Below are 22,658 nucleotides of genomic sequence, written 5' to 3' on the forward strand. Positions count from 1 at the left end.
AGTCAGACCCCGCCCGTCTCGAGGTCTTCTATGCCCGGTCCAGGTTCGCTCGCGCGGAGGACGCTTCACGAGCTCGTACGCGAGCCGCACACTCAGCACTGCACCGCCGAACAACTCCGTCGACGAGCGGAATAGGTACTCCGCGCCCTAACGCAGCCGTTGGGTCTTGACCTCGGCCCTACTCCTCCCGGTCCAGGAGCGTGCCACGCACCGGCACGCCGTCGGGGCCGAGCGGCTCGACCAGCGTGAGATCCTCGACATCCAGGTCTTCCCAGCGCTGACGGCCAGGACCGGGCCGGGCGGTCTCGAAGCGCACTGCGACACGGCCGTCGTCGACACGGCCGTCGTCCCCGACGCGCACGACCCGCCTGCGACCGTATGTCGCAGTCTCGACGTGCCCCACGGCGTCCCACGATGCCCTTCCTACAGGCTCGGGTGGCACAAGAACCCCGGCAACCCAACTCCACCGAGCACGGGATACACCAGCTCCGCGGAGAGACGTCCAGCAGTCCCTGCTGACCGGCGTCGGATGGCGGGAGTGGCAGTATGCTCCCGCGATGGTTCCCATCGCTGAGTTCATGAAGCTCCGGTACCACAAACTCACACCTGATGAACTGCGCTCCATCGCTGACGTCATCTACCGGGCGACGGAACTCGAGGACATGCTTAACCGCCTTGCACTGGCGCTCACCGTTGGGCGCGATGCGACACCACGCGAGTACGAAACCGAGTACTACCGGTCGTACGGGAGCAGCGACGTGATCGGGCGCGTGCGCCGCGCGCTTCCACCGTTGACTGAGCAGGAGCGGCGCGGACTAACGCTCACGCTAGACCACGCCGCTGACCTACTCGCATATCGCCATGGGCTCGCGCACGGACTGCCGCGGGTCAGTGAGGCTGGCGAGCGGCTCATGTGGCGGAAGCGCACGCCGCGACCTAAGCAACCCCGTGCCCGGCACGAAGAGTTTGAGGCGGTTCCAATCGACCCCGATTCACTTGGCGAGGTGGCACGGCTACTTGCGGTCGCCCACAAGGCCGCGTTCGCTGCCGCCCTCCACTTCCAGCCGTCCTCTCTCGGCGAGGTTCCCGGCAAGATCGTTGAGATCCACACAGACGAACACACGGCGCGGTGGGCGCTTCGCGAGGGCTGGGAGACGGTCATGAGGACGACGGCCGAGCAACTGAGTGCCGGCTGAAGGCAAGCTTTGAGCGTGCCGTCCGCAACGTACGCGTGTCTCTAGATCGCGAGTCTGACCTGGAGCGCATCGCGCACGACGGGGTACGCGTCACGAGCGAACCCGTCGGGACGCAGCGTAAGTCGATGTACTTGCAGTTGTCCGTCCTCGGTGCCGTAGTCGATCACTCGCCCGTCGTCGTAGCGGCCGACGTCGTCGACTTGTAGGAGCCCGAAGTCGCTGAGCGCGTGATGGGCGGTGCTGTAGCTGTCGCGGGTGATCCCGTAGTTCAAGAGTCGGGTTCGGCTCGGGATCGCTATCTCCGGGGAGACGTCGGCAAGGCGTCCCGCTCCGCAGGCAACCATGAGGAGCAGCAGGATCTCGGTGTCTTCGAGAACGTGCACCCAGCCCTTGTTGATGAAGTCTCCTGGAAGATCGAAGGTCGGCTCCGGCAGTCTGGGCGGCTTGTAGGACGGTGCCCCCGCCTGTGCAGACAGAGCGTCCTCCTGCAGGAGGTCCAGATGGTCGCCGACGATGGCGAGGCCTTCCTGTTCCATGCGACGCAGGGCCGAACGCACCTGCTTCACACGCTTGTCCATGCGCGAGACGTTGGCCCGACCGCCCGTGGTCGCCTGCGAGGGTGATGCGAACAAGTCGGCCCAGCTGCGCGGCTGGCCGGTCTCAGCACCTCGCGGTTGGCCGACCGGCAGAGTGAGGCGGGGCCGTACCGCTGACTGTCTCGCGGCTAGCGCGGTGAGTTGCAGTCGGAGCGCTCCCCCACGTGGTGTGACGAGGCGACTGGCTGCGGGTCGCTCGCCATGCGGTGGAGCTTTCCGGTCCGATGCCTCTTGGGAGTCGTCGATGTCGGGCCGGTAGGCGAACCCCCTGCGTAGGCGCAGTCGATCCAGTTCGCCGTACGCGGCGGCGTAGCGGTCGCGGGCATTGTGGACCGAGTCGGCCATGGCGACGAGTCGCTTGACGCGGCGCTCGAGCGACGTCCGTTGCTTGGCTGAGAGGGGCGGCAATGCCATGCTCGTGACCCGTTCGCACAATTGATCGTTACGTTTTGACCGGCCTGATCGCTACTGACGTGTGATATCAGATGGCAACTCCTGGCCGGTCAATCGTACCGCGGCGGTGCCGTGACAGCCAGGGAGAGGGCGCCCATGATGAACGCACCGAGGCCAGCCCGACGCGAGCGGCCCGCACCGTAGCAGCGGTGCGGGCCGCGGGCCGGCCCCGTTCATGACGCTCGAGTCAAGTCCAGGAGGTCAACCATGTTCAGGGTACGCCGCAAGCCCACGCCGACGCCGAACAGGACAGGCGGGCTGGTGAACCTTCGTGCCGCGTTCATCCTCACCGTCTCATCAGTGCCAGCCCTCTGCACCGCTGCCACCGCCGCCATCTCGACACAGGCGTCTGGGACCGCGGTCGCCTGCCTCGCGGCGGTGAGCGCGGGCACTAGTACGTTCGCCGCGACCGCAACCACACTCCACGCGCTCATCTCCCGCGACGAGTAGGTCCGCCCGTTCTCCGACCATCGCTAGGGTCAAGGACACCTGGAACATCGACTCTTGGCGTCCGAACGGCGGTTGGGGCAGCACCTTCCTCGCCGGTTGCAACCCCTGACCTGGAGGAATGCCATGTCGCGCAAAGTACCTGTCTCGCTGATGGTGCTCGGCATCCTGCTCGGGGTGGTCAGCCTCGTGATCGGCTACACCGTCAGCGTCATCTCCGACAACCCGCTGGCCGAGGACGGTGTGCCACGCAGTCAGGTGACCCTACTGCTCGGATGCGCAGTCACCACGATGGCCATCGGAGGAGCCGTCGCCGTGTTGGGGTTCACCGGGTTCTTCGCCAAGCCCGCCCTTCACCCCACGAGCCACGCAAACGCATAGCGCTCGACGCGCCCCCGCCCTCCCGAGGGGAGGACGGGGGCGCGTTCGCGTGTGAACGGTCGATAGACGGCAACGATGCCCGCCTGGCGGACGAGGATCTCGGGCGCGGCCGCGACACAGACGTTCGCGGCAATGTGCCCAAACTCGTAGCGCGCGGCGCGCCGGCGGGCGGTTCGCCCTCGACGTCGGGCCCGATGACGAGCACTCTCATCCTGTCAGGACGAGCACCCTGGAGCTCAGGCTGGTGCCGTGGAGCAGGTCTTCGACATCCTCGCCCCCGAAGGATCCGGGCTTCTGAGATGCGGTCGTGTCACGGGAGGGTAGTGGGCGGCCTACGCGTCCAGGCCCTGGCTGGTGGAGCGCAACCAGGAGTATCGCCCGAAGGCCGCGTCGAGTACGGCGTTGCGTTCGATTGGCCGGCCAGTTAAAACGCGCCGGACGTCGATCTGGCCTGACTCCTCGTGCTGCCGCGTCAGAAGTAGGAACGGGTCCGAGTCGGCTCCGACGAGGAACTCAAGGTCTGCGATCGAGCAGATCGCGGTCGGAACGCCAGGTGCAGGGAACTCTACGACGCGGAAAGGGTCGTAGAGGGTGTCGAAAGGTTCAAGCGTTACGACGAGCCCGAGCATGGGTTGGTCGGGGATCACGGCGAACTCTGCTTGCCGTGATCGCACCAGTCGCGCGGTCTCCGCGATCTGCGTGTGAGCCTTGCCCAACATGCGCTGCAGCGCGCTCGCCGCTTGTGCGGTACCCAGTCGTACGGCTTCTGTCGGCCGTACGGACTTGACCTCGATCAAAACCGTGACACCTGGTCCTATGACGATCCAGTCCACGCTCTGACGCTTGTCACGCCCGTAGGTGATCGCTGCGCGCACGTCATGGTTTGCTGGTAGGAGTCGGAGTTGTCGCCCAACATACGCCTCGACGAGATGCCCTAGGTCCCGAGAGAACGCTTCGCCATATGCGGCGACTCCCGAGTAGAAGATGCCCAGCGGGCTGACCTTGAGGGCCAGGAGGTCGATGACCGGGATGAGGAGCGACTCGCCAAGCGACCGCACCACGGGTCTTGCCCACAGTGGGTTGTGGCCGAAGCGGCGATACTCCTGCTCGAGGGCAGGCTGAGAATCCTGATCCTTCCTGAACGTGACGGGATCCGTCACGAACTGCTTCGTCAACGCGCTGAGAAACGCATCACGGGGCAGTGTCTGGAGGATCTCCTCAAAGTTCGGCTGATCGAGCCAGGCAAGATCAAACGTGCCCAGGTTGTTCACGGCGCCGGCCTGAAGCAGCAACGCCGTGCGCACGTAGTTCTCGAGCGACGCACCGAGGACCTCCTCGTCCCACCCCTGGCGGATCACCTCGAGTTCCCGCGCGGGCATCGTCTGCTCGAACAGAGCCATCGTCCGGGCGAGACTGCCGAACGCGCGCCGCTGAAACGGGAGCTGCTCGGAGCACAGTCTCAGGAAGAACGCGAACAACTCCCCTGCGCCACTGTCGGGCGTGAGCGTCGGATCACCCAAGGAACTGTAGGCGCACAAGCACGAGAGCAGATCGTCCTCATCAGTAACCCCGCCGCGCTTCTCGTTGCCGTAGGCCAAGCTCACTCTCGCGACATCGGCCAGAGCCCACGGGGTGTACCGGCGCCCGGGACTCGACTCCCAACCATCCATCGGATAACGCGCCGAAGCGGCCGCGACCAGCGGCAGCAACCCGCTCGGCGGATGCCGACGAACCCGTTGGAGGTACTCACCATCTCGCACCTCACGGTCGTACCGATTCACCGCCACCGGCCACCTCCTTGAGTATCCGCCACCATCTATCGACGCAAGATCGCCCCGACCGGGCCGTCACCTGACTTCAACACGACTAGACGGCATGATGGTTAGGGCTTTGGCCTGCGGGAGGTCTGATTGCAGTCAAGTTGCCTATTTGGCCGATCGAGAAAAGTTGGCTGCATCTCTACACAGGCGCTCGCTACATCTGCATATCGGCGAACCGCTGATAATGACCCTGGAACGCGACGGTAATAGTGTCGGTCGGACCATTTCGATGCTTGGCAACAATGAGATCCGCCTCACCCGCCCTCGGTGATTCTTTTTCGTACGCGTCTTCGCGATGCAAAAGGATCACAACGTCAGCATCCTGTTCGATAGATCCACTTTCGCGAAGATCACTCATTTGTGGTTTCTTGTCCCCACGCTGCTCCGGACCACGGTTCAGCTGCGAGATCGCGATGACCGGAACTTCGAGCTCCTTCGCGAGGAGCTTGAGCGCACGCGAGAACTCGGAGACCTCCTGCTGGCGCGACTCGACGCGCTTGCCGGAGCTCATGAGCTGGAGATAGTCGATGACGACGAGCTTGAGGTCGTGGCGCTGCTTGAGGCGGCGGCACTTCGCCCGGATCTCCATGAGCGACATGTTCGGCGAGTCGTCGATGAACAGCGGCGCCTCGGCGACCTTGCCCATGGTCGACGCGAGCTTCTGCCAGTCCTGCTCGTCCATCTTCCCGGACCGCATCCGCGTCAGCGGCACCCGCGCCTCGGCGGCGAGAAGGCGCATGGTGATCTCGTTGCGGCTCATCTCCAGCGAGAAGATGACGGACGCCATCTGGTGGTGCACCGCGGCGTGGGTCGCGACATTGATGCCGAGCACGGAGTTGTGCGTCGGCACCATCGATCGTCCTGCCAGGTACAGGTGCGAGGGATGGTCGACCTCGACGCAGCGCACCGGCACCGACTCGACCCGGCGGACGTCGACGACGAACCGTGACGTGAGCCGCGCGGTGCCCGGACGGCGGCGCTCCTTGTGGACGAGGCGCTTGCGCTCCAGCCAGAACACGTCGTCCTCGGTCGTGAAGGTGATCGTGTACGCCGTCGACGACGCCTCGGTCCGTCCCTTCACGGTCTTCGTCGACCAACCCGTGCGATACCCGAGCGACAGGATGAGCTCACGCGTCTCGCGCGCGAGCCGCTCGTTCGTCAGGCTGATCTGGACGCTGCCCTGCGGCATGACGGTGCCGTCGGTGTCGAGCAGCCCCGCCAGAAGGTCCCGACGCTGTGCCTCGCTCGCGCGCAGGTACGCCGCCGGGATGTGGTCGGTCCCCGGCACACCGAGCGCGAGCAGGTCGTCCGCGTCCGGCCGCGCGACGTAGCCCAGCCCCTCGAGCCGCATCTCGATCTCGGGGTCGGCGGACGTGAGCTCGGCACGTCGGGAGCTGCCGTCGCCCAGCCACACCCCGAGTGCGTACGGGTGGATCGGGAGGTCCGCGTCGGGCAGGTCGAGCGGCGCCGCGGTGACGATGGAATGGTTCGCGCGCTTGTCGGCAGTCGCCGTCCGGAGCGTGGCGGCGAGCTCCTCGGTCGTCCGCACGGACGAGTCCGGCGTCTGGCCGGATCGCACCGCGCGTCGCTGGGCGCGGGTCGAGGTCACCCACTGATGCTGGGCGTCCGCGACGATCACCGTGCCGTCGTCGAGCTCGACCTCGTAGCACGGGCGGTCGACCATGACCTCGGTCGCGGCGACGACCCGCGTGGGCGTCCCGTCCGCGGAGAGGATCAGGTCACCGACGGCGACGTCACCCATCGTCGTCCAGCCCGACGGCGTCGGGAGCGGCGTGTCCAGCGCGAGGGCCTTGCCGATGGCAGGTCGCGCCGCGACGACGATCATCTGACCGGGGTGCAGGCCGTTGGTGAGGCGGTCGAAGTCGGAGTAGCCGGTCGGGACGCCGGTCATGCCCTCGCCGCGGCCCTGCGCGGCCTCGATCTCGTCGAACGTGGGGCCGAGGATCTCCGAGAGCGGGAGGTAGTCCTCGGTCGTCCGACGCTCCGTGACGGCATAGACCTCGGCCTGGGCGTTGTTGACGATCTCGTCGACGTCGCCGCCGTCGGTCGCGTAGCCGAGCTGCACGATGCGCGTGCCGGCCTCGACGAGGCGCCGGAGCACGGCGCGCTCGCGCACGATGCGCGCGTAGTACCCGGCGTTCGCGGCGGTCGGGACGCCGGCCATCAGGTCGTGGATGTACGGGGCGCCGCCGATGCGCTGCAGCTCGCCGCGCTTGGTCAGCTCGGCCACGACGGTGATGGCGTCGGCGGGCTCGCCGCGGCCGTAGAGGTCGATGATCGCCTCGTAGACGACCTCGTGCGCGGGGCGGTAGAAGTCGGAGCCACGGATCTGCTCGATGACGTCGGCGATGGCGTCCTTGGACAGCAGCATGCCGCCGAGCACGCTCATCTCCGCCGCGACGTCCTGGGGAGGCGTCCGGTCGAAACCTGACGGCCCCGGTCCCCCGTAGCTCTCCTCGAGCTCCTCGATCGACATGCGCCCCTCGCTCCCCCGAGCCCTTCACGACCCACCGAGGGACCGCGCGACCGGGACAAACCTTCGTCGTACACGTGTTCTACCGCGGGCCACCCACACGACTGTCCCGGTGGCCGCGCCTCCCGCCTCCGACAAGCACGACCCCGCGACACTAGATCGCTGGTCGACACCCCGCAAACGGCCCTGTGCACGCCCGGTGGACAGGGACCCCCGAACCTGTGGACACAGTCCCCCTCGCTGTGCACACCCGGTGGATAACCGTGTGGACAACGTCACGATCTCCCTGTGTACATCAGCGCGAGCGGCCTCTGACCAGCCTCGTCACTACCCTCAGGGGTGTGGAAGAAAGAAAGTCGGACGACACGCCGACGACACGCCGGACACCGCCCGGCCACGTCGGCGACACCCGGACGCCACCCGACCCGGCGTCGTCGTCCACAGGACGCCGCACCCGTTCCCGGCTCGACCGCGAGATCCTCGCGCTCGCCGTCCCGGCCCTCGGCGCGCTCGTCGCGGAGCCGCTCTTCGTCCTCGTCGACAGCGCCGTCGTCGGCCACCTCGGCACGGCTCAGCTCGCCGGGCTCTCCCTCGCCTCGACGCTCCTGGTCACGCTCGTCGGGCTGTGCGTCTTCCTCGCCTACGCGACCACGGCGGCCGTCGCCCGTCGCATCGGCGCCGGGCACACGCGCGAGGCGCTCCAGTCGGGCGTCGACGGCCTGTGGCTCGCTGTCGGGCTCGGCGTGCTCCTCGCCGCCGCCCTGTGGGCGACCGCGCCCTGGGCGGTCGGAGCGATGGGCGGGACGGGCGACGTCGCCGAGCACGCCGTCGTCTACCTGCGCTGGTCTGCGCTCGGCCTCCCGGGGATGCTCCTCGTCCTCGCCTCCACAGGCGTGCTGCGCGGCATGCAGGACACGCGGACGCCCCTGTGGGTCGCCGCGGGTGGTGCCACCTTCAACGCGGTCCTCAACGTCGTCCTCGTCTACGGCGCGGGTCTCGGGATCGCCGGCTCGGGCATCGGGACGGCCGTCGCGCAGCTCAGCATGGGCGCGGTGCTCGTCGTCGTGGTCGTGCGCGGTGCACGGCGCCACGGCGCGTCCCTGCGCCCCGCGGCCGGCGGCATCTGGTCCAACGCGCGCGCCGGGGTGCCGCTCTTCGTCCGTACCCTCTCGCTGCGCCTCGCGATCCTCCTCACCGTCTTCGTGGCGACCGGGCTCGGCGAGGTGACGCTCGCGGGCTACCAGGTCGTGAACTCCGTGTGGGGTCTGGCGGCGTTCGCGCTCGACGCGCTCGCCATCGCCGCACAGGCGCTCGTCGGCCACGGGCTCGGGGCCGACGACGTCCCGCGCGTCCGGGCCGTCCTGCGCCGCACCCTGCAGTGGGGGGTCGCGGCAGGCGCCGCCCTCGGGATCGTCATGGCCGCGGGCGGCTGGTGGTTCGCGCTGCTCTTCACGTCGGACCCGGACGTGCGCGCCGCGGTCGCCGTCGGCATGGCCGTGTGCGGGCTGCTCCTGCCCATGGCGGGCTGGGTGTTCGTCCTCGACGGCGTCCTCATCGGCGCCGGGGACGGCCGGTTCCTCGCCTGGGCGGGCATGCTCACGCTGGTGGTCTACGCGCCGTTCGCGCTCGCCGTCCGGCAGTGGGCGCCCGACGGCGCAGCGGGGCTCGCGTGGTTGTGGCTCGCCTTCGCGGGGGTCTTCATGGCGGCTCGCGCCGTGACCACGGGCCTTCGCGCCCGGGGCACCGCCTGGATGGTCACCGGCACGGCCTGAACAGCACGGAGGCCCGGCCCCTCCGAGGAGAGACCGGGCCTTCGAGGACTGCTCAGCAGCAGATCAGGCAGCGACGACCTTCACCGCGAGGGTCGCGGAGACCTCCGGGTGGAGGCGGACGGAGACGGTGTAGTCACCCGTCGCCTTGATCGGCTGGCCGATCTCGATCTTGCGCTTGTCGACCGACGGGCCCTCGGCAGCGGCGACCGCGGACGCGATGTCCGCCGTCGTCACGGCACCGAAGAGACGACCGGCGGCGCCGGCCTTCGCGGGCACGACGACCGGCTTCGACTGCAGCGAGTCGCGGATCGCCTTCGCGTCGTCGAGCGACGCGATCTCGCGGGCCTTGCGCGCCTTGCGGATCGCAGTCACCTGCGACTCGGCGCCCTTGGACCACGGCGTGGCGAGCTTGCGCGGGACGAGGAAGTTACGGGCGTACCCGTCCTTCACCTCGACGACGTCGCCGGGCTCACCGAGACCGGTGACCTCGTGGGTCAGGATCAGCTTGGCCATGAGTTCTCTCCCTTCCCGCTCAGCGAGCCGTCGACGTGTACGGCAGCAGCGCCATCTCGCGCGCGTTCTTCACCGCACGGGCGATCTGGCGCTGCTCCTGGACGGAGACGCCGGTCACGCGACGCGCGCGGATCTTGCCGCGGTCGGAGATGAACTTGCGCAGCAGCGCGGTGTCCTTGTAGTCGACCGACTCGATCTTGGCCGACTTCAGCGGGTTGGACTTCTTCTTGGGCTTGCGCACCACAGGCTTCGCCATGGTGTTGCTCCTCTACAAGGTGCGATCCCCGCGCGCGGTCCGCGCCGACGAGCGGCGCGGCACCCGCGGGGACGGGTGTGTGTTCTGGGAGTGGCGGGCGATCAGAACGGGGGCTCGTCGGAGAACGAACCACCGGACGACGCGGGGCCGGCCGTGGCCCACGGGTCGTCGCTCTGCTGCTGACCGCCGCCGGAGCTGAATCCGCCGCCGGAGGCGCCGCCGGAGTTGGCGCCACCTCCGTAGCCGCCACCGCCGCCGAAGCCGCCGCCACCCGAGCGCTGGGCGCGGGTGACCTTCGCGGAGGCGTAGCGCAGGGAAGGACCGATCTCGTCCACCTGCAGCTCGACGACGGTGCGCTTCTCCCCCTCGCGAGTCTCGTACGAGCGCTGGACGAGGCGGCCCTGCACGATGACGCGCATGCCCTTCGTCAGCGACTCCGCGACGTTCTCCGCGGCCTCGCGCCAGATCGAGCAGCGCATGAACAGGGTGTCCCCGTCCTTCCACTCGTTCGACTGGCGGTCGAAGGTCCGCGGCGTCGACGCCACCGTGAAGTTGGCCACCGCCGCACCCGAGGGGGTGAAACGCAGCTCCGGGTCTCCCGTGAGGTTCCCGATCACCGTGATGACGGTGTCACCTGCCATGGCCAGCTCCTTCGTGTGTCGTCTGTGTCGTCGACGGCGCCGCGCGCCTCGCTCGTAACGTTCTCGCGTCGCTCATCCCATCACGCGGCGCCCACACGCGCTACGGCGTGGAGCATCCCGTGCGGGACGGTCGGACGGGGGACGCGGGGAGGGTCAGCGAGCGTCCGTGCGCAGGATCTTGGTCCGCAGGACGACCTCGTTGAGGCCGAGCTGACGGTCCAGCTCCTTGGCGGTGTCGGACGTCGACGTGAAGTCGACGACCGCGTAGATGCCCTCGGACTTCTTGTTGATGTCGTACGCGAGGCGGCGACGACCCCAGATGTCCACCTTGTCGACGGAGCCGCCGTCGGTCTTGATGACCGACAGGTACTTGTCGAGCGACGGGGCGACGGTGCGCTCCTCGATCTCGGGGTCGAGGATGATCATCAGTTCGTACTGACGCATGCGGATAACCCACCTCCTCTGGTCTTCGCGGTCACGGTCTCTCCGTGACAGGAGGGTTCATGCATTCGTGCTGTTGCCGTCCGACGTGCGGACGGCAGCTCCCCAGGGTACCCGCTCGGCGCGGGCCCCTGGAAATCTCCGGAACGGCCGAGGTCAGGGGTTGCCGTTCCCGCCGCCGCCACCGTTCCCGCCACCGCCCGGGTTCCCCGTCTCGGTCGGGGACGGATTGGGGTTCTCCGGGTCTGGTGGGTCGGTCGGCTGCTGCCCGGGATCGGTGCCCTTCGAGACCACGAGCGCGATCGTCGACCCGGGCGGCACCTCGCTCATCGACGACTGGCTGATGACGAAGCCCCGCGGCTGCTGGTCGGAGAACTCCTCGGTGATCCGCACCTTGAGCCCTGCCGCCTCGAGCTGGGCGCGCGCGGCCCGGCTCTCCATGCCGACGACGCTGGGCACCGTGACGTTCTCCGGCTGCTCCGGCTCCACCGGCTCCTCCGGCTGCGTGTCCTCGGTCGGGGTCTCCGTCGGGGTCTCGGTGGGCGTCTCCGTCGGCTGCGGCTTGGGCGGCGTGTACGCCGGGAACTCGCCGGCAGGCAGGTTCGCCACGGCCGTCTGCATGTAGGAGGTCCAGGCCTCGACCGGCCAGGAACCACCCGTGATCTCGTCCCCGACCCACTTGCCGAACGGGGTGATCTGCTCCTGCTCGCCGTTCGGTCCGGACTGGTAGAGACCGACGACCGTCGCGAGACCAGGGGTGAATCCTGCGAACCAGGCCGACTTGTTGTCGGTGGAGGTTCCGGTCTTGCCGGCGGCCGGGCGGCCGATGGCCTGCGCCGGCTTGCCCGACCCCTTCTCGACGACCTGGGAGAGGGCGTACGTCGCGGCAGCCATGACGTCCGGAGCGAACTCCTGCTCGCGCTTGTCGGCGCCCGGTGCCTGGTACACCAGGTTGCCCCGGGAGTCGGTCACGGAAGCCACGATGTGCGGCGTCGACCGCATGCCCTGCGCGGCGATGGTCGCGTAGGCGTTCGTCAGCTCGAGCGGCGTCACCGTCGCGTCACCGAGCACGTTCGCCAGGTTTGACCCGACGTCGGCCTTGATGCCCAGACGTGCTGCGACGTCCGCGGTCTTCTCCGGCCCGACCTCGAGGTTGAGCTCCGCGTAGGCGGTGTTCACCGACTGCGCGGTCGCCTCGGTGAGGTCGATGTTTCCCCAGTCGTGGTCGCTGAAGTTGCGGACCTTCCAGTCGCTGCCGTTGTCCGCGCCGGGGAACGTCTTGGGCGAGTCGCCGTCGAACCGCTCGTCGAGCGTGTGGCCGTTCTCGAGCCCCGCGATGAGCGTGAACGGCTTGAAGGTCGAGCCGCCCTGGGCCGCGCCGCGGGTCGCGTTGTTGTACTGGTTCTGCAGGAAGTCCCGGCCACCGTAGAGCGCCCGGATCGAGCCGTCGTTCGGGTCGATGGAGACGATCGCGGCGCGGATGTTCTCCGAGACGGGGTTCTCCTCGCCGCGCTCGGCGCGAGGGAGAGACTCGGCCGTCGCCGCCGCCGCGTCCTGCATCCCCTGGTCGATCGTCGTCACGACCTTGTAGCCCTTGCTCGTCAGGTCGGCCTCGGAGATGCCGATGCCCTTGCTCGCCAGCTCTTGCTCGACCATGGTGAGGAGGTACCCGGTCGGTCCGAAGTACTTGTCCGACTTCTCGTAGGGGTTCGCCGTCGGGAACCCGGCCGCGATCGCCTCGTCGTACTGGGCCTTGTCGATGTGGCCGTCGTCCCGCATGTTCTTGAGCGACCGCTCCCAGCGGTGCTGCGCCTGCTCGGGGTTGTTCGCGGGGTCCCAGTTCGTCGGGTTGGGGATGATGCCCGAGATCATCGCGGCCTGGGAGATCGTCAGGTCCGCCGCGTTCACGCCGTAGTACTTCTGCGCGGCCGCCTGGATCCCGTACGCGCCGCGGCCGAAGTAGATCGTGTTGAGGTAGTTGCCGAGGATGTCTTCCTTGTCCTGCTGCTGCGTGATCTTCAGCGCGAGGATGGCCTCACGGGCCTTGCCCGCGTAGTCCGTGACGGTGTCCGTGTAGTACCGCTCGACGTACTGCTGCGTGAGCGTCGAGGCACCCTGGCGGCCGCCGCCCTTGAGGTTGTTGTAGAAGGCACGTGCGATGCCCCGGAAGTCCACGCCGGAGTTGGTCCAGAAGGTGCTGTCCTCCGAGGCGACGACCGCGTTGCCCACGTAGTCGGGCAGCGACGCGTAGTCGACGATCTCGCGGTTCTCGACCGCGTACGTCCCCATCTCGGTCGCCCCGTCGCCCCAGTACACCGTGGACGTCTGCGCGCCGACGCTCGGCAGCTTCGTCGGCACCTCGGTCGTGAACCACGCCGCGACGAGCACGCCCGCGACGAGCGCGACGCCGGTCAGCATGGTCCCGACGACGACGCGCCACGACGGCAGCCAGCGACGGAAGCTCTTGACGTGCGAGCGCGGGTAGTTGAAGAACCGACGGCGCCCGCGGGGGGTCGTCCGTCCGTTCGTCCTCGTGGATCGCGCCACGGTCTACCTTCCTCTGGGGGGCAACGGGAAGCCGGCTCCACGTCGTCCGCGGACCTGCTCGTGGCCCGCCGCGAGCGGACCGCCTGCCCGACGGCGCGTCCCCGCCTCGGGCGCGGGACGTCGTCGGGCACGGGGTCGGCACACGCCGGACCACCCTGAACAATAGGGCGTCGCCCTGTCGGGACAAGGGTCTGCAGCACTGACAGCGCGATCGTGCGCCATTGATTCGCCGCGGCGTCCCGCCGCCTCCGCGGGTCCTTCACATCTGTGGCGCGTTGCGCGACACTCCCCGAAGATTGCACGACACATCGAGACGACCTAACCTGTCGATGTATCGACTCGATACATCGAGTCGACCACCAGGTCACAGCGAGCCCGCCGGGGCACGCCCGAGGAGCGTCAGGAGGTGGGCTCGTGCGCAGCAAGACGCCGGTGCTCGAGACCGCGATCCTCGGCCTCCTCAAGGAGTCCCCTCTGCACGGGTACGAGCTGCGCAAGCGGCTCAACCTCATGCTCGGGTCGTTCCGCGTGCTGTCCTACGGTTCGCTGTACCCCGCCCTCAAGTCGTTGGTGGCCCGCGGGCTCATCAGCGGCACCGAGCAGTCCGCGGCGCAGTCGACGCTCGCGCCCGCCCTCTCGGGCAAGCGCGCGCGGATCGTCTACGAGCTGACCGCCGAGGGCAAGGAGCACCTCCAGAGCGTGCTGGCCTCGTCGGGGCCGGCAGCCTGGGAGGACGAGAGCTTCGACGTCCGGTTCGCGTTCTTCGCGCAGACCGACGCCGAGACCCGCATCCGCATCCTCGAGGGCCGGCGCACCCGGCTCACGGAGAGGCTGGAGGCGGTCAGAGAGTCCGCGGCTCGCACCCGCGAGCGGCTCGACGAGTACACGCTCGAGCTGCAACGTCACGGACTCGAGCAGGTCGAGCGCGAGGTGCGCTGGCTCGACGGTCTCATCACCACCGAGCGCGACCGGAGCTCCGGGCACTCCCGGAGCACCGCCCGTGCGCGGACCAGCAGCACCCCGCATCCTGCGGAACCATCCGAGCAGGAGCCCGACGGCGCGAGGCGACCCGAGGACCCTGGAACATCGAACACCAAGGAGCGAGGATGACCTCCATCCGCGTCGCCATCGTCGGAGTAGGCAACTGCGCATCGTCCCTCGTCCAGGGCGTGCACTTCTACCGTGACGCCGACCCGAGCAGCACCGTCCCGGGCCTCATGCACGTGCAGTTCGGCGACTACCACGTGTCGAGCCTGGAGTTCGTGGCGGCGTTCGACGTCGACGCGAAGAAGGTCGGCTTCGACCTCTCGGAGGCGATCAACGCCTCGGAGAACAACACGATCAAGATCGCGGACGTCCCGCCGCTCGGCGTGACCGTCCAGCGCGGCCCGACCCTCGACGGCATCGGCAAGTACTACGCGCAGACGATCGAGGAGTCGGACGCGGAGCCGGTCGACGTCGTCGCCGCGCTGCGCGAGGCCCAGGTCGACGTGCTCGTCTGCTACCTCCCCGTGGGCTCCGAGCAGGCCGCGAAGTTCTACGCGCAGGCCGCGATCGACGCCGGCGTGGCGTTCGTCAACGCGCTGCCCGTCTTCATCGCGTCCGACCCGGAGTGGGCCGCGAAGTTCGAGGAGGCCGGCGTCCCGATCGTCGGCGACGACATCAAGTCGCAGGTCGGTGCGACGATCACGCACCGCGTGCTCGCCAAGCTCTTCGAGGACCGCGGCGTCGTGCTGGACCGCACGTACCAGCTCAACGTCGGCGGGAACATGGACTTCAAGAACATGCTCGAGCGCGAGCGCCTGGAGTCCAAGAAGATCTCCAAGACGCAGGCCGTGACCTCGAACCTCGAGGGCCCGCTCGGCGGCAAGAAGGAGGACCGCAACGTCCACATCGGCCCGTCGGACTACGTCGCGTGGCTCGACGACCGCAAGTGGGCCTACGTGCGCCTCGAGGGCCGCGCGTTCGGCGAGGTCCCGCTGAACCTGGAGTACAAGCTCGAGGTGTGGGACTCCCCGAACTCCGCCGGCATCATCATCGACGCCGTGCGCGCCGCGAAGATCGCCAAGGACCGCGGCGTCGGCGGCCCGATCCTCTCGGCCTCGACCTACTTCATGAAGTCCCCGCCGGTCCAGATGGAGGACACGAAGGGCCGTGCGCAGCTGGAGGCCTTCATCGCCGGTGAGGTCGAGCGCTGATCCGGAGCGCAGCGAAGGTTGATGGCCCGGCACGCTTTTCGCCGGGCCCTCGGCCGTAGCGGAGCGCAGGACCAGCGCGACCAGCAGAGTCGAGCGCTGATCCGGAGCGCAGCGAAGGTGGAGATCCGGGCGAGGCCCCTGCCGGTGATCGGCAGGGGCCTTGCCCGTGTGCTCGTCGTGCGGTGCGTCAGGCGCAGGGGCTGCCCGCGTCCCAGGCGCCGTGGACGTCGGTGCCGGGCTGGGAGCCGGTGGTCCACCACTGCGCGGTGTAGTTCACGCCCGCGCGGGTCACGACGTCGCCCGCGGTGTAGGTGCGCCCGGCGTCCCAGGCGTCGCCGCAGGCGGGTGCCGCTCCCGCCGGGGCGGTGCCGGGACCGCCGATGGCGCGCCAGGGCCCGTTCGGCTGGCCGGGCTCCTGGTTCCGGGTCCACCAGGCGGCGCGGTACTCGACGCCGTCGTGGTAGACGACGTCGCCCGTGGCGTACACGCCGGAGGCGTACCAGGGGGCGGCCGCGTCGGCGGGGACGAGCGGTCCCGGGGTGGCGGTCTCGAACGTGCCGCGCAGGGTCCCGAGGAGCTCGTTGTCGAGGTCACCCGCGAGGTCCCAGAAGTAGCCGCCGCCGTAGCCGTTGACGGCGAGGTACTCGGCCTTGGCCGTCACGGAGCGCGGGGTGTCCGCGGTCCACCACTCGCCGTCGCCGTAGAAGTACCCCTGCCCGGCGACCTCGTCGTAGTACTCCGGGAGGCCCTTGGCCTTGATCTCGGAGTAGTAGGTGAACGGGAGGGCGCCGTCGGCGGCGGCACCGGGCGTCGGGTCGGTGACGTTCTTCCAGCCGTAGCCGTACGCGGCCATGCCGAGGACGAGCTTCTCCTTGGGCCACCCGGCCGCGTGGTAGGCACCGAGGACGCCGTCCGCGGCGAGGCCCCAGTTGGCGGGCTCGCCGGTGGTCGGGTCGTCGTAGACGTGCAGGTTGCCCTGGTGCCCGGTGCGGGTGGTGTTCCAGTCGCCGTGGTAGTCGTAGCCCTGGACGTTGATGAAGTCGAGCGCGTCGACGAAGCGCGGGTCGAGCCAGCCACCGTACGTGCGCGGGGCCCAGCCGGCCGGTGCGAAGCCGGTGATGAGGTAGTCCTCGCCGGTCTCGGTGCCGAGCTCGTCGAGCTCGGCGCGCAGGAGCTGCGCGAACTGGACGAAGTTCTCCGCGTCCTCCTCCGGTCGCGGCGTGGGGTGCTCACCGGTCGCGCCGGGCCACTCCCAGTCGAGGTCGACGCCGTCGAAGATGCCGGCGGCGACGCCGTCGCCGCCCTTGGTGCCGTTCTCCGAGTCCTGGACGACGGGAAGGTTGCCGCGGAAGTACACGTCGAGGCAGGACTCGACGAGCCGCTCGCGGTTCTCCGGCGTGGACACGGCGTCGGAGAAGTTGTCCGACCAGGTCCAGCCGCCGAGCGAGATGAGGACCTTCAGGCCCGGGTTGGCCTCCTTGAGCTTCTTGAGCTGGTTGAAGTTGCCCGCGAGCGCCTGGTCGGCGGTGTCCGCGACGCCGTCGACGGCCTGCCCGGCCGGCTTGAGCTGGACGTAGTCGTTGAGGGGGTCGCCCTCGAGGCCGCCGTCGACGGGGTCCTCGCGGTCGGTGATGTCGCAGACCAGGTCGGTCGTGACGTTGCCGAACGCGTAGTTGAGGTGCGTCAGGTCCGACGCCGCCCCGGTCCTCTGGAGGTCGGCGACCTGGTAGCCGTCCTCGTTGCCGGCGTCCCACGCGGGGTAGTAGCCGACGGTCTTGTAGCCGTTGGCGCCGTCTCCGCCGGCCGTCGCGGGTGCGGCGTGCGCCGCCCCGACCGTGCCGGCGACGAGCGCTGCCGTCGCTGCGAAGGCGAGCCCTGCGGCCGCCGTCCTGGGGGTTCGTGTCATTCGAGAATGCCTCGCTGCTTCTCCGGGCCCGGCCACTGCGGCGGGTCGTGACGAAAACGAAAAGGTAACCTTCCTAAGCATTCTTGGCCAGGGGGTTCCCAGGATGCGAGAACGGCAGGTCCCAGCCCGGGTCTGCCTGCGGCGGCTCGGTGGGCCGTGACGACCGCCTAGGGTTGGAGGGTGAGTGTCGTCGCCGAGCTGCGAGCGCTGCTGCGGCTGCGCGGGTTCCGCAGGCTGTTCGCCGTCCGCCTCGTCTCGCAGGCCGGGGACGGCATGTTCCAGGTGGGCCTGGCGTCGCTGCTGTTCTTCTCGCCCGAGTCGCAGGGCACGGCCGCGGCGATCGCGGGCGCGTTCGCGGTGATGCTGGCGCCGTTCACGATCGTGGGCCCGTTCGCGGGGGTGTTCCTCGACCGCTGGCAGCGCCGGCAGGTGCTCGCGTGGGGCAACGCCGTGCGCGTGGTCATCACGCTCGGCATGGCGGCCCTCATGCTCTCGGGCGGCGTCAGCGGGTGGATCTACGCGCTCGGCCTCGCGGCGCTGTCGGTGAACCGCTTCCTCCTCGCGGGCCTGTCCGCGGGCCTCCCCCGCGTCGTGGACGGCCCGCTGCTGCTCACGGCGAACTCCCTGACCCCGACGCTCGGCGCCGGCGCGGCGTTCGTCGGGGGCGGGATCGGGTTGGTCCTGGGTCTCGCGTTCGAGCCGGGCCGGGTCAAGGACTCGTCCGCGCTCGTGTGCGCGGCGCTCGTCTTCGGGGTCGCGTCGCTGCTCGCGCTGCGGCTCGGCCGCACGGAGCTCGGCCCGGAGCGGCCCGCCGAGGCGGCGATCCGGTCGGAGATCGTCAAGGTCGCACGCGGGCTGGCCGACGGCGCCCGGTACCTCGTCGCGCGGCGCACCCCGGGCCAGGCGCTGCTCGCGATGGCGACGCACCGCTTCCTCTACGGCGTGGTCTTCATCGCGTCGATCCTCATCGCCCGGAACCTCCTCGACGCGGGGAGCCAGACGGCGGGCATGGCGACCTTCGCGATCGTCGTGGGGCTCACGGGCGCGGGTGGCGCGGGCGCGATGGTGCTGACCCCCACGCTCTCGCGGTACACGGGTCCGCAGGTGTGGATCGCGATCATGCTGCTGCTCGCCGCGGCGAGCCAGCTCCTGCTCGTGACGACGCCGTCGCGCGCGGTCGTGTACACGGGCGCCGCCCTGCTCGGGCTGGCCGCGCAGGGCACCAAGATCGCCGTGGACACGATCGTCCAGCGCGACACCGACGACGAGTTCCGCGGCCGGGCGTTCGCGTTCTACGACGTCCTGTACAACGCGGCGTTCGTCGGTGCGGCCGCGCTGGCGGCGTTCACGCTCCCCGACACGGGCTGGTCGCGCGGCGTGTTCGTCGCCCTCGCGGTCGCGTACGCGCTCGCCGCGCTGGTGATGTGGACGCGCGGGGCGCGGACCCCGGCCGGGGCGGGGGACGCCGTCGTGCCCGACGCCGAGGCGGCGTCGCGGACCACGCCCGCCTGATCGAAGCGCACCGCTCCGGCGCCGTTCCGGCACCGGTTCTGCCGTCGGCGCACCGATGAGTCCGGGGCGGAAAAGAAGTCGTCACCGTCGGCGGGAATAACGCAGGATGGTGAATGGTCGTACAGGGTACGGATCGTCGTGGCCGACCGCGTCGATCGTCCCGGGTCACCCACCCTCCACCGTGGCCCCGCCGACCGAGAACCGACACCGACGTCGCGTGCACCGCACGCGAGCCCGTGCTGCCCCCGCGCAGCCCGCCCTGCCCCGAACCGGGTCCGAACCGGAGCCCGGGCCGCCACCGACGCGAGCGGAGACACCCCCGTGACAGCCTCCCCCACCCATGACACCTCGGCACCCGTCGACCGGCTACCCCGGGCGGACTTCCTCGTCATCGCGCTGCTGCTGGGCTCCGCGTTCGTCGTGATCCTCAACGAGACGACCATGAGCGTCGCGCTGGCGCCGCTCATGGCCGACCTCGGCATCACGGCCAGCACGGGTCAGTGGCTCACGACGGCGTTCATGCTGACGATGGCCGTCGTCATCCCGGCGACCGGCTTCCTGCTGCAGCGCCTGGGGACCCGCGGCGCCTACCTGCTCGCGATGTCGCTGTTCAGTGCGGGCACGCTGCTCGCCGCCGTCTCCCCCGGGTTCGCGTGGCTGCTGGTCGGCCGCGTCGTGCAGGCGTCGGGCACGGCGATCATGATGCCGCTGCTCATGACGACGATCATGACCCTCGTCCCACCGACGATCCGCGGCAAGGTCATGGGCAACATCTCGATCGTCATGGCCGCCGCGCCCGCGCTCGGCCCGTCGCTCTCGGGCCTCATCCTCAACTCCCTGAGCTGGCGGTGGGTGTTCGGGATCGTGCTCCCGATCGCGCTCGTCGCGCTCGTCCTCGGCTTCCTGTACATCCGGGACGTCGCCGACCGTACGCACTCGCGCCTCGACCCGTTCTCGCTGGTCCTCGCGGCGTTCGCGTTCGGCGGCCTGGTCTACGGGCTGTCGAGCATCGGCGAGGCCGCGCGCCACACCCCGGTCGTCCCGCCGGCGGTGCCCATCGCGTTCGGGGCCCTCGCGCTCGGCGCGTTCGTGTGGCGCCAGATCGTGCTGCAGCGCGAGGACCGCGCGCTCCTCGACCTCCGCGTGTTCACGCACCGTGGGTTCAGCGTGCCCCTCGGCATCATGGCGGTCGGCATGGTCGCCATGTTCGGCTCTCTCATCCTCCTGCCGCTGTTCCTGCAGGACGCGATGGGCCTCGAGCCGCTCGCGACCGGCCTCATCGTGCTCCCGGGCGGGCTCCTCATGGGTCTGCTCGGCCCGACCGTCGGCCGGCTCTACGACCGGGTGGGACCGCGTCCGCTCGTCATCCCCGGCGTGAGCGTCGTCGCCGTCGCCCTCGCGGCGTTCACGACGATCCACGCGAGCTCGTCGCCGTGGTTCGTCCTCGCGCTGCACGTCACGCTGAGCCTGGGCCTCGCGTTCATGTTCACGCCGCTGTTCACGTCCGCGCTCTCGGCGCTCGAGCCGCACCAGTACTCGCACGGGTCCGCGTCGATCGGCACCGTGCAGCAGCTCGCGGGCGCCGCCGGCACGGCCATGTTCGTCGCCGTCATGACGACCCGCTCCATCGCCTACGGCGAGGCGGGCGCGTCACCGCAGGCGGCGCTCGCCGAGGGCGTCGGCGACGCGTTCGTCTGGGGCACGGCCGTCATGCTCGTGGCCGTGGGCCTCTCGTTCCTCCTGCGCCGCCCCGCGCCGCAGGACCACGGCCCGGGCCACGGCCCCGCGCAGGACCGGACGCAGGACGCACCGGTCGACGACGTCAAGGTCGAAGCCGCACTGGCCACCGACGACGTCTGAACCGTCACCGCGGCGTCGACCACGACGTCATGCGCCCTCGAACACGACATGGGTGCCGTTATCAGCCCGATAACGGCACCCATGTCGTGTTCGGCCCAGCGCAGACCAACCTCAGGAAGTCGACGACTCCGGTTGGTTGGCCCACCAGGCCAGGAGGTCCGCGCGCGCGGTCTCCTCGTCGACCGGCCCGCGGTCGAGACGGAGCTCCAGCAGGTGCTTGTACGCCTTCCCCACCACCGGTCCCGGCCGGATGCCGAGGATCGCCATGATCTGCTGGCCGTCGAGGTCCGGGCGGACGGCGTCGAGCTCCTCCTTCTCCTGGAGGGCGGCGATGCGGCGCTCGAGGTCGTCGTACGACTCGCGCAGCCGCTGCGCCTTGCGCCGGTTCCGTGTGGTGCAGTCGGCGCGCGTGAGGCGGTGCAGCCGCTCGAGCAGCGGGCCGGCGTCGGTCACGTAGCGGCGCACGGCGGAGTCGGTCCAGGCGCCGTCGCCGTACCCGTGGAAGCGCAGGTGCAGCTCGACGAGCCGTGCGACGTCCTTGACGACCTGCTTGTCGTAGCGCAGGGCCTTGAGGCGCTTGGCGACCATCTTGGCCCCGACGACCTCGTGGTGGTGGAAGCTCACGCCGCCCCCCGGCTCGAAGCGCCGCGTCGGCGGCTTGCCGACGTCGTGCAGCAGCGCCGCGAGGCGGAGCACGAGGTCGGGGGCCGGGACCGCGCCGTCAGGCCCGGTCTCCTGGGCGATCGCCTGGTCGAGCACCGTGAGCGAGTGCTCGTAGACGTCCTTGTGCCGGTGGTGCTCGTCGATCTCGAGCTTGAGCGCGGGCAGCTCGGGCAGCACGTGGTCGGCGAGGCCGGTGTCCACGAGCACCTCGAGCCCGCGGCGCGGCGACGCCGCGCACAGCAGCTTCGAGAGCTCGTCCCGCACGCGCTCGGCGGACACGATCTCGATGCGCTCGGTCATGAGGACGAGCGCGGCGAGCGTCCCGCCGTCGACGTCGAACCCCAGCTGGGCCGCGAAGCGCGCGGCGCGCATCATGCGCAGCGGGTCGTCGTCGAACGACCGCTCGGGGGCGATCGGCGTGCGCAGCACGCGGCGCGCGAGGTCGTCGAGGCCGTCGAAGGGGTCGACGAACGTCATCTCCGGCACCCGGACCGCCATCGCGTTGACGGTGAAGTCCCGGCGCGACAGGTCTCCCTCGAGCGTGTCGCCGAACGCGACGGCCGGCTTGCGCGACGTCGGGTCGTACTCGTCCGTGCGGTACGTCGTCACCTCGACGACGAGGTCGTCGGCGGCTCCCCCCCGGCCGAACCGCTTGGCGCCGATCGTGCCGAACTCCTTGCCGATGTCCCAGTGCGCGTCGCCCCAGCGCGCGAGGAGCGCCTCGGTCTCGTCGGGCGACGCGGACGTGGCGAAGTCGAGGTCGTTGCTCGCCCGTCCGAGGAACGCGTCGCGGACGGGTCCGCCGACGAGCGCGAGCTCGTGACCGGCGGCGCGGAACGCCTCGCCGAGCTCGATCGCCGCGGGTGCCATCTCGGTGAGGACGGCGAGGGCGCGGCGCTGCAGGTCGAGCGACTGCGGCGTCGGCTGAGATGCCGGCGGGGGCGACGGCTGGGACGACGAAG

18 protein-coding genes are annotated in these 22,658 nt (G+C 69.8%); 7 read left to right on the top strand and 11 right to left on the bottom strand.

The window, feature by feature from the left end; all coding sequences use genetic code 11:
• Nucleotides 1-178: 178 nt before the first annotated feature.
• Complete coding sequence (locus NHH00_RS09205; RefSeq protein ID WP_253051569.1) at nt 179-361, bottom strand: hypothetical protein; 183 nt, start codon at nt 359-361, stop codon at nt 179-181.
• A gap of 196 nt (nt 362-557) precedes the next feature.
• Between NHH00_RS09205 and NHH00_RS09210 the strand changes: the two genes are divergently transcribed.
• Nucleotides 558-1,196: a hypothetical protein gene (locus tag NHH00_RS09210; protein WP_253051570.1), complete on the top strand. Its 639-nt coding sequence runs from the start codon at nt 558-560 to the stop codon at nt 1,194-1,196.
• Nucleotides 1,197-1,237: 41 nt separating this feature from the next.
• Here NHH00_RS09210 and NHH00_RS09215 read toward each other — a convergent pair whose 3' ends face one another.
• Nucleotides 1,238-1,774, bottom strand: coding sequence for a hypothetical protein (locus NHH00_RS09215; protein ID WP_253051571.1), 537 nt, complete (start codon nt 1,772-1,774; stop codon nt 1,238-1,240).
• A 1,044-nt stretch (nt 1,775-2,818) separates the two neighbouring features.
• Between NHH00_RS09215 and NHH00_RS09220 the strand changes: the two genes are divergently transcribed.
• Nucleotides 2,819-3,073 carry a hypothetical protein gene (locus tag NHH00_RS09220; protein ID WP_253051572.1) on the top strand — a complete coding sequence of 85 codons (255 nt, stop codon included), beginning with the start codon at nt 2,819-2,821 and terminating at the stop codon, nt 3,071-3,073.
• Nucleotides 3,074-3,405: 332 nt separating this feature from the next.
• On the opposite strand, the gene NHH00_RS09225 is transcribed toward NHH00_RS09220, so the two are convergent.
• Together NHH00_RS09225 and dnaB are read right to left on the bottom strand one after the other, a co-directional pair.
• A complete protein-coding gene (locus NHH00_RS09225; protein WP_253051573.1) occupies nt 3,406-4,860 on the bottom strand; it encodes a hypothetical protein in 1,455 nt (484 codons plus the stop codon).
• Between the two features lie 187 nt (nt 4,861-5,047).
• Entirely contained in the window at nt 5,048-7,390 is a 2,343-nt protein-coding gene (gene dnaB / locus NHH00_RS09230; RefSeq protein WP_253051574.1) for a replicative DNA helicase, read from the bottom strand.
• A 473-nt stretch (nt 7,391-7,863) separates the two neighbouring features.
• Here dnaB and NHH00_RS09235 point away from each other — a divergent pair, with 473 nt between their 5' ends.
• The gene (locus NHH00_RS09235; protein ID WP_253052464.1) at nt 7,864-9,159 is read left to right on the top strand and encodes an MATE family efflux transporter; all 1,296 of its coding nucleotides are present in this window, start codon (nt 7,864-7,866) and stop codon (nt 9,157-9,159) included.
• Between the two features lie 63 nt (nt 9,160-9,222).
• Here the strand turns inward: NHH00_RS09235 and rplI are convergent, their stop codons facing one another.
• The 5 genes from rplI to NHH00_RS09260 form a co-directional block, all read right to left on the bottom strand.
• Nucleotides 9,223-9,672 carry a 50S ribosomal protein L9 gene (gene rplI, locus NHH00_RS09240; protein ID WP_253051575.1) on the bottom strand — a complete coding sequence of 150 codons (450 nt, stop codon included), beginning with the start codon at nt 9,670-9,672 and terminating at the stop codon, nt 9,223-9,225.
• A 19-nt stretch (nt 9,673-9,691) separates the two neighbouring features.
• Entirely contained in the window at nt 9,692-9,928 is a 237-nt protein-coding gene (gene rpsR / locus NHH00_RS09245) for a 30S ribosomal protein S18 (protein ID WP_021481584.1), read from the bottom strand.
• Between the two features lie 101 nt (nt 9,929-10,029).
• Nucleotides 10,030-10,569, bottom strand: a complete 540-nt coding sequence (locus NHH00_RS09250) for a single-stranded DNA-binding protein (protein WP_253051576.1) — start codon at nt 10,567-10,569, stop codon at nt 10,030-10,032.
• A gap of 153 nt (nt 10,570-10,722) precedes the next feature.
• The gene (rpsF, locus tag NHH00_RS09255; RefSeq protein ID WP_009863694.1) at nt 10,723-11,013 is read right to left on the bottom strand and encodes a 30S ribosomal protein S6; all 291 of its coding nucleotides are present in this window, start codon (nt 11,011-11,013) and stop codon (nt 10,723-10,725) included.
• 153 nt (nt 11,014-11,166) lie between these two features.
• Nucleotides 11,167-13,557, bottom strand: a complete 2,391-nt coding sequence (locus NHH00_RS09260) for a transglycosylase domain-containing protein (RefSeq protein ID WP_253051577.1) — start codon at nt 13,555-13,557, stop codon at nt 11,167-11,169.
• Nucleotides 13,558-13,971: 414 nt separating this feature from the next.
• On the opposite strand from NHH00_RS09260, the gene NHH00_RS09265 reads away from it, so the two are divergent.
• Nucleotides 13,972-14,667 (top strand): PadR family transcriptional regulator, encoded by a 696-nt coding sequence (locus NHH00_RS09265; RefSeq protein ID WP_253051578.1) that lies wholly within the window; start codon nt 13,972-13,974, stop codon nt 14,665-14,667.
• Nucleotides 14,664-15,755: an inositol-3-phosphate synthase gene (locus NHH00_RS09270; RefSeq protein ID WP_047230909.1), complete on the top strand. Its 1,092-nt coding sequence runs from the start codon at nt 14,664-14,666 to the stop codon at nt 15,753-15,755. The genes NHH00_RS09265 and NHH00_RS09270 overlap by 4 nt, the downstream gene beginning before the upstream one ends.
• Nucleotides 15,756-15,942: 187 nt before the next feature.
• Here NHH00_RS09270 and NHH00_RS09275 read toward each other — a convergent pair whose 3' ends face one another.
• A complete protein-coding gene (locus tag NHH00_RS09275; RefSeq protein WP_253051579.1) occupies nt 15,943-17,661 on the bottom strand; it encodes a glycosyl hydrolase family 18 protein in 1,719 nt (572 codons plus the stop codon).
• A 180-nt stretch (nt 17,662-17,841) separates the two neighbouring features.
• Here NHH00_RS09275 and NHH00_RS09280 point away from each other — a divergent pair, with 180 nt between their 5' ends.
• Both NHH00_RS09280 and NHH00_RS09285 read left to right on the top strand, forming a co-directional pair.
• Entirely contained in the window at nt 17,842-19,173 is a 1,332-nt protein-coding gene (locus NHH00_RS09280) for an MFS transporter (RefSeq protein ID WP_253051580.1), read from the top strand.
• Nucleotides 19,174-19,494: 321 nt separating this feature from the next.
• Entirely contained in the window at nt 19,495-21,033 is a 1,539-nt protein-coding gene (locus NHH00_RS09285; protein WP_253051581.1) for an MDR family MFS transporter, read from the top strand.
• Nucleotides 21,034-21,144: 111 nt separating this feature from the next.
• Here NHH00_RS09285 and NHH00_RS09290 read toward each other — a convergent pair whose 3' ends face one another.
• A complete protein-coding gene (locus NHH00_RS09290) occupies nt 21,145-22,599 on the bottom strand; it encodes a CCA tRNA nucleotidyltransferase (RefSeq protein WP_290445201.1) in 1,455 nt (484 codons plus the stop codon).
• Nucleotides 22,600-22,658 lie beyond the last annotated feature (59 nt).

Source organism: Cellulosimicrobium cellulans (assembly GCF_024124905.1).
Taxonomy (GTDB): Bacteria; Actinomycetota; Actinomycetes; order Actinomycetales; family Cellulomonadaceae; genus Cellulosimicrobium; species Cellulosimicrobium cellulans_G.

Bases quoted from the DNA above. Each gene is read 5' to 3' on its own strand.
- NHH00_RS09270 (WP_047230909.1), top strand. From the start codon at position 14,664: ATGACCTCCATCCGCGTCGCCATCGTCGGAGTAGGCAACTGCGCATCG.
- rpsF (WP_009863694.1), bottom strand. From the start codon at position 11,013: ATGCGTCAGTACGAACTGATGATCATCCTCGACCCCGAGATCGAGGAG.
- rpsR (WP_021481584.1), bottom strand. From the start codon at position 9,928: ATGGCGAAGCCTGTGGTGCGCAAGCCCAAGAAGAAGTCCAACCCGCTG.
- NHH00_RS09215 (WP_253051571.1), bottom strand. From the start codon at position 1,774: ATGGACAAGCGTGTGAAGCAGGTGCGTTCGGCCCTGCGTCGCATGGAA.
- NHH00_RS09250 (WP_253051576.1), bottom strand. From the start codon at position 10,569: ATGGCAGGTGACACCGTCATCACGGTGATCGGGAACCTCACGGGAGAC.
- NHH00_RS09210 (WP_253051570.1), top strand. From the start codon at position 558: ATGGTTCCCATCGCTGAGTTCATGAAGCTCCGGTACCACAAACTCACA.
- NHH00_RS09275 (WP_253051579.1), bottom strand. From the start codon at position 17,661: ATGACACGAACCCCCAGGACGGCGGCCGCAGGGCTCGCCTTCGCAGCG.
- NHH00_RS09220 (WP_253051572.1), top strand. From the start codon at position 2,819: ATGTCGCGCAAAGTACCTGTCTCGCTGATGGTGCTCGGCATCCTGCTC.
- rplI (WP_253051575.1), bottom strand. From the start codon at position 9,672: ATGGCCAAGCTGATCCTGACCCACGAGGTCACCGGTCTCGGTGAGCCC.
- dnaB (WP_253051574.1), bottom strand. From the start codon at position 7,390: ATGTCGATCGAGGAGCTCGAGGAGAGCTACGGGGGACCGGGGCCGTCA.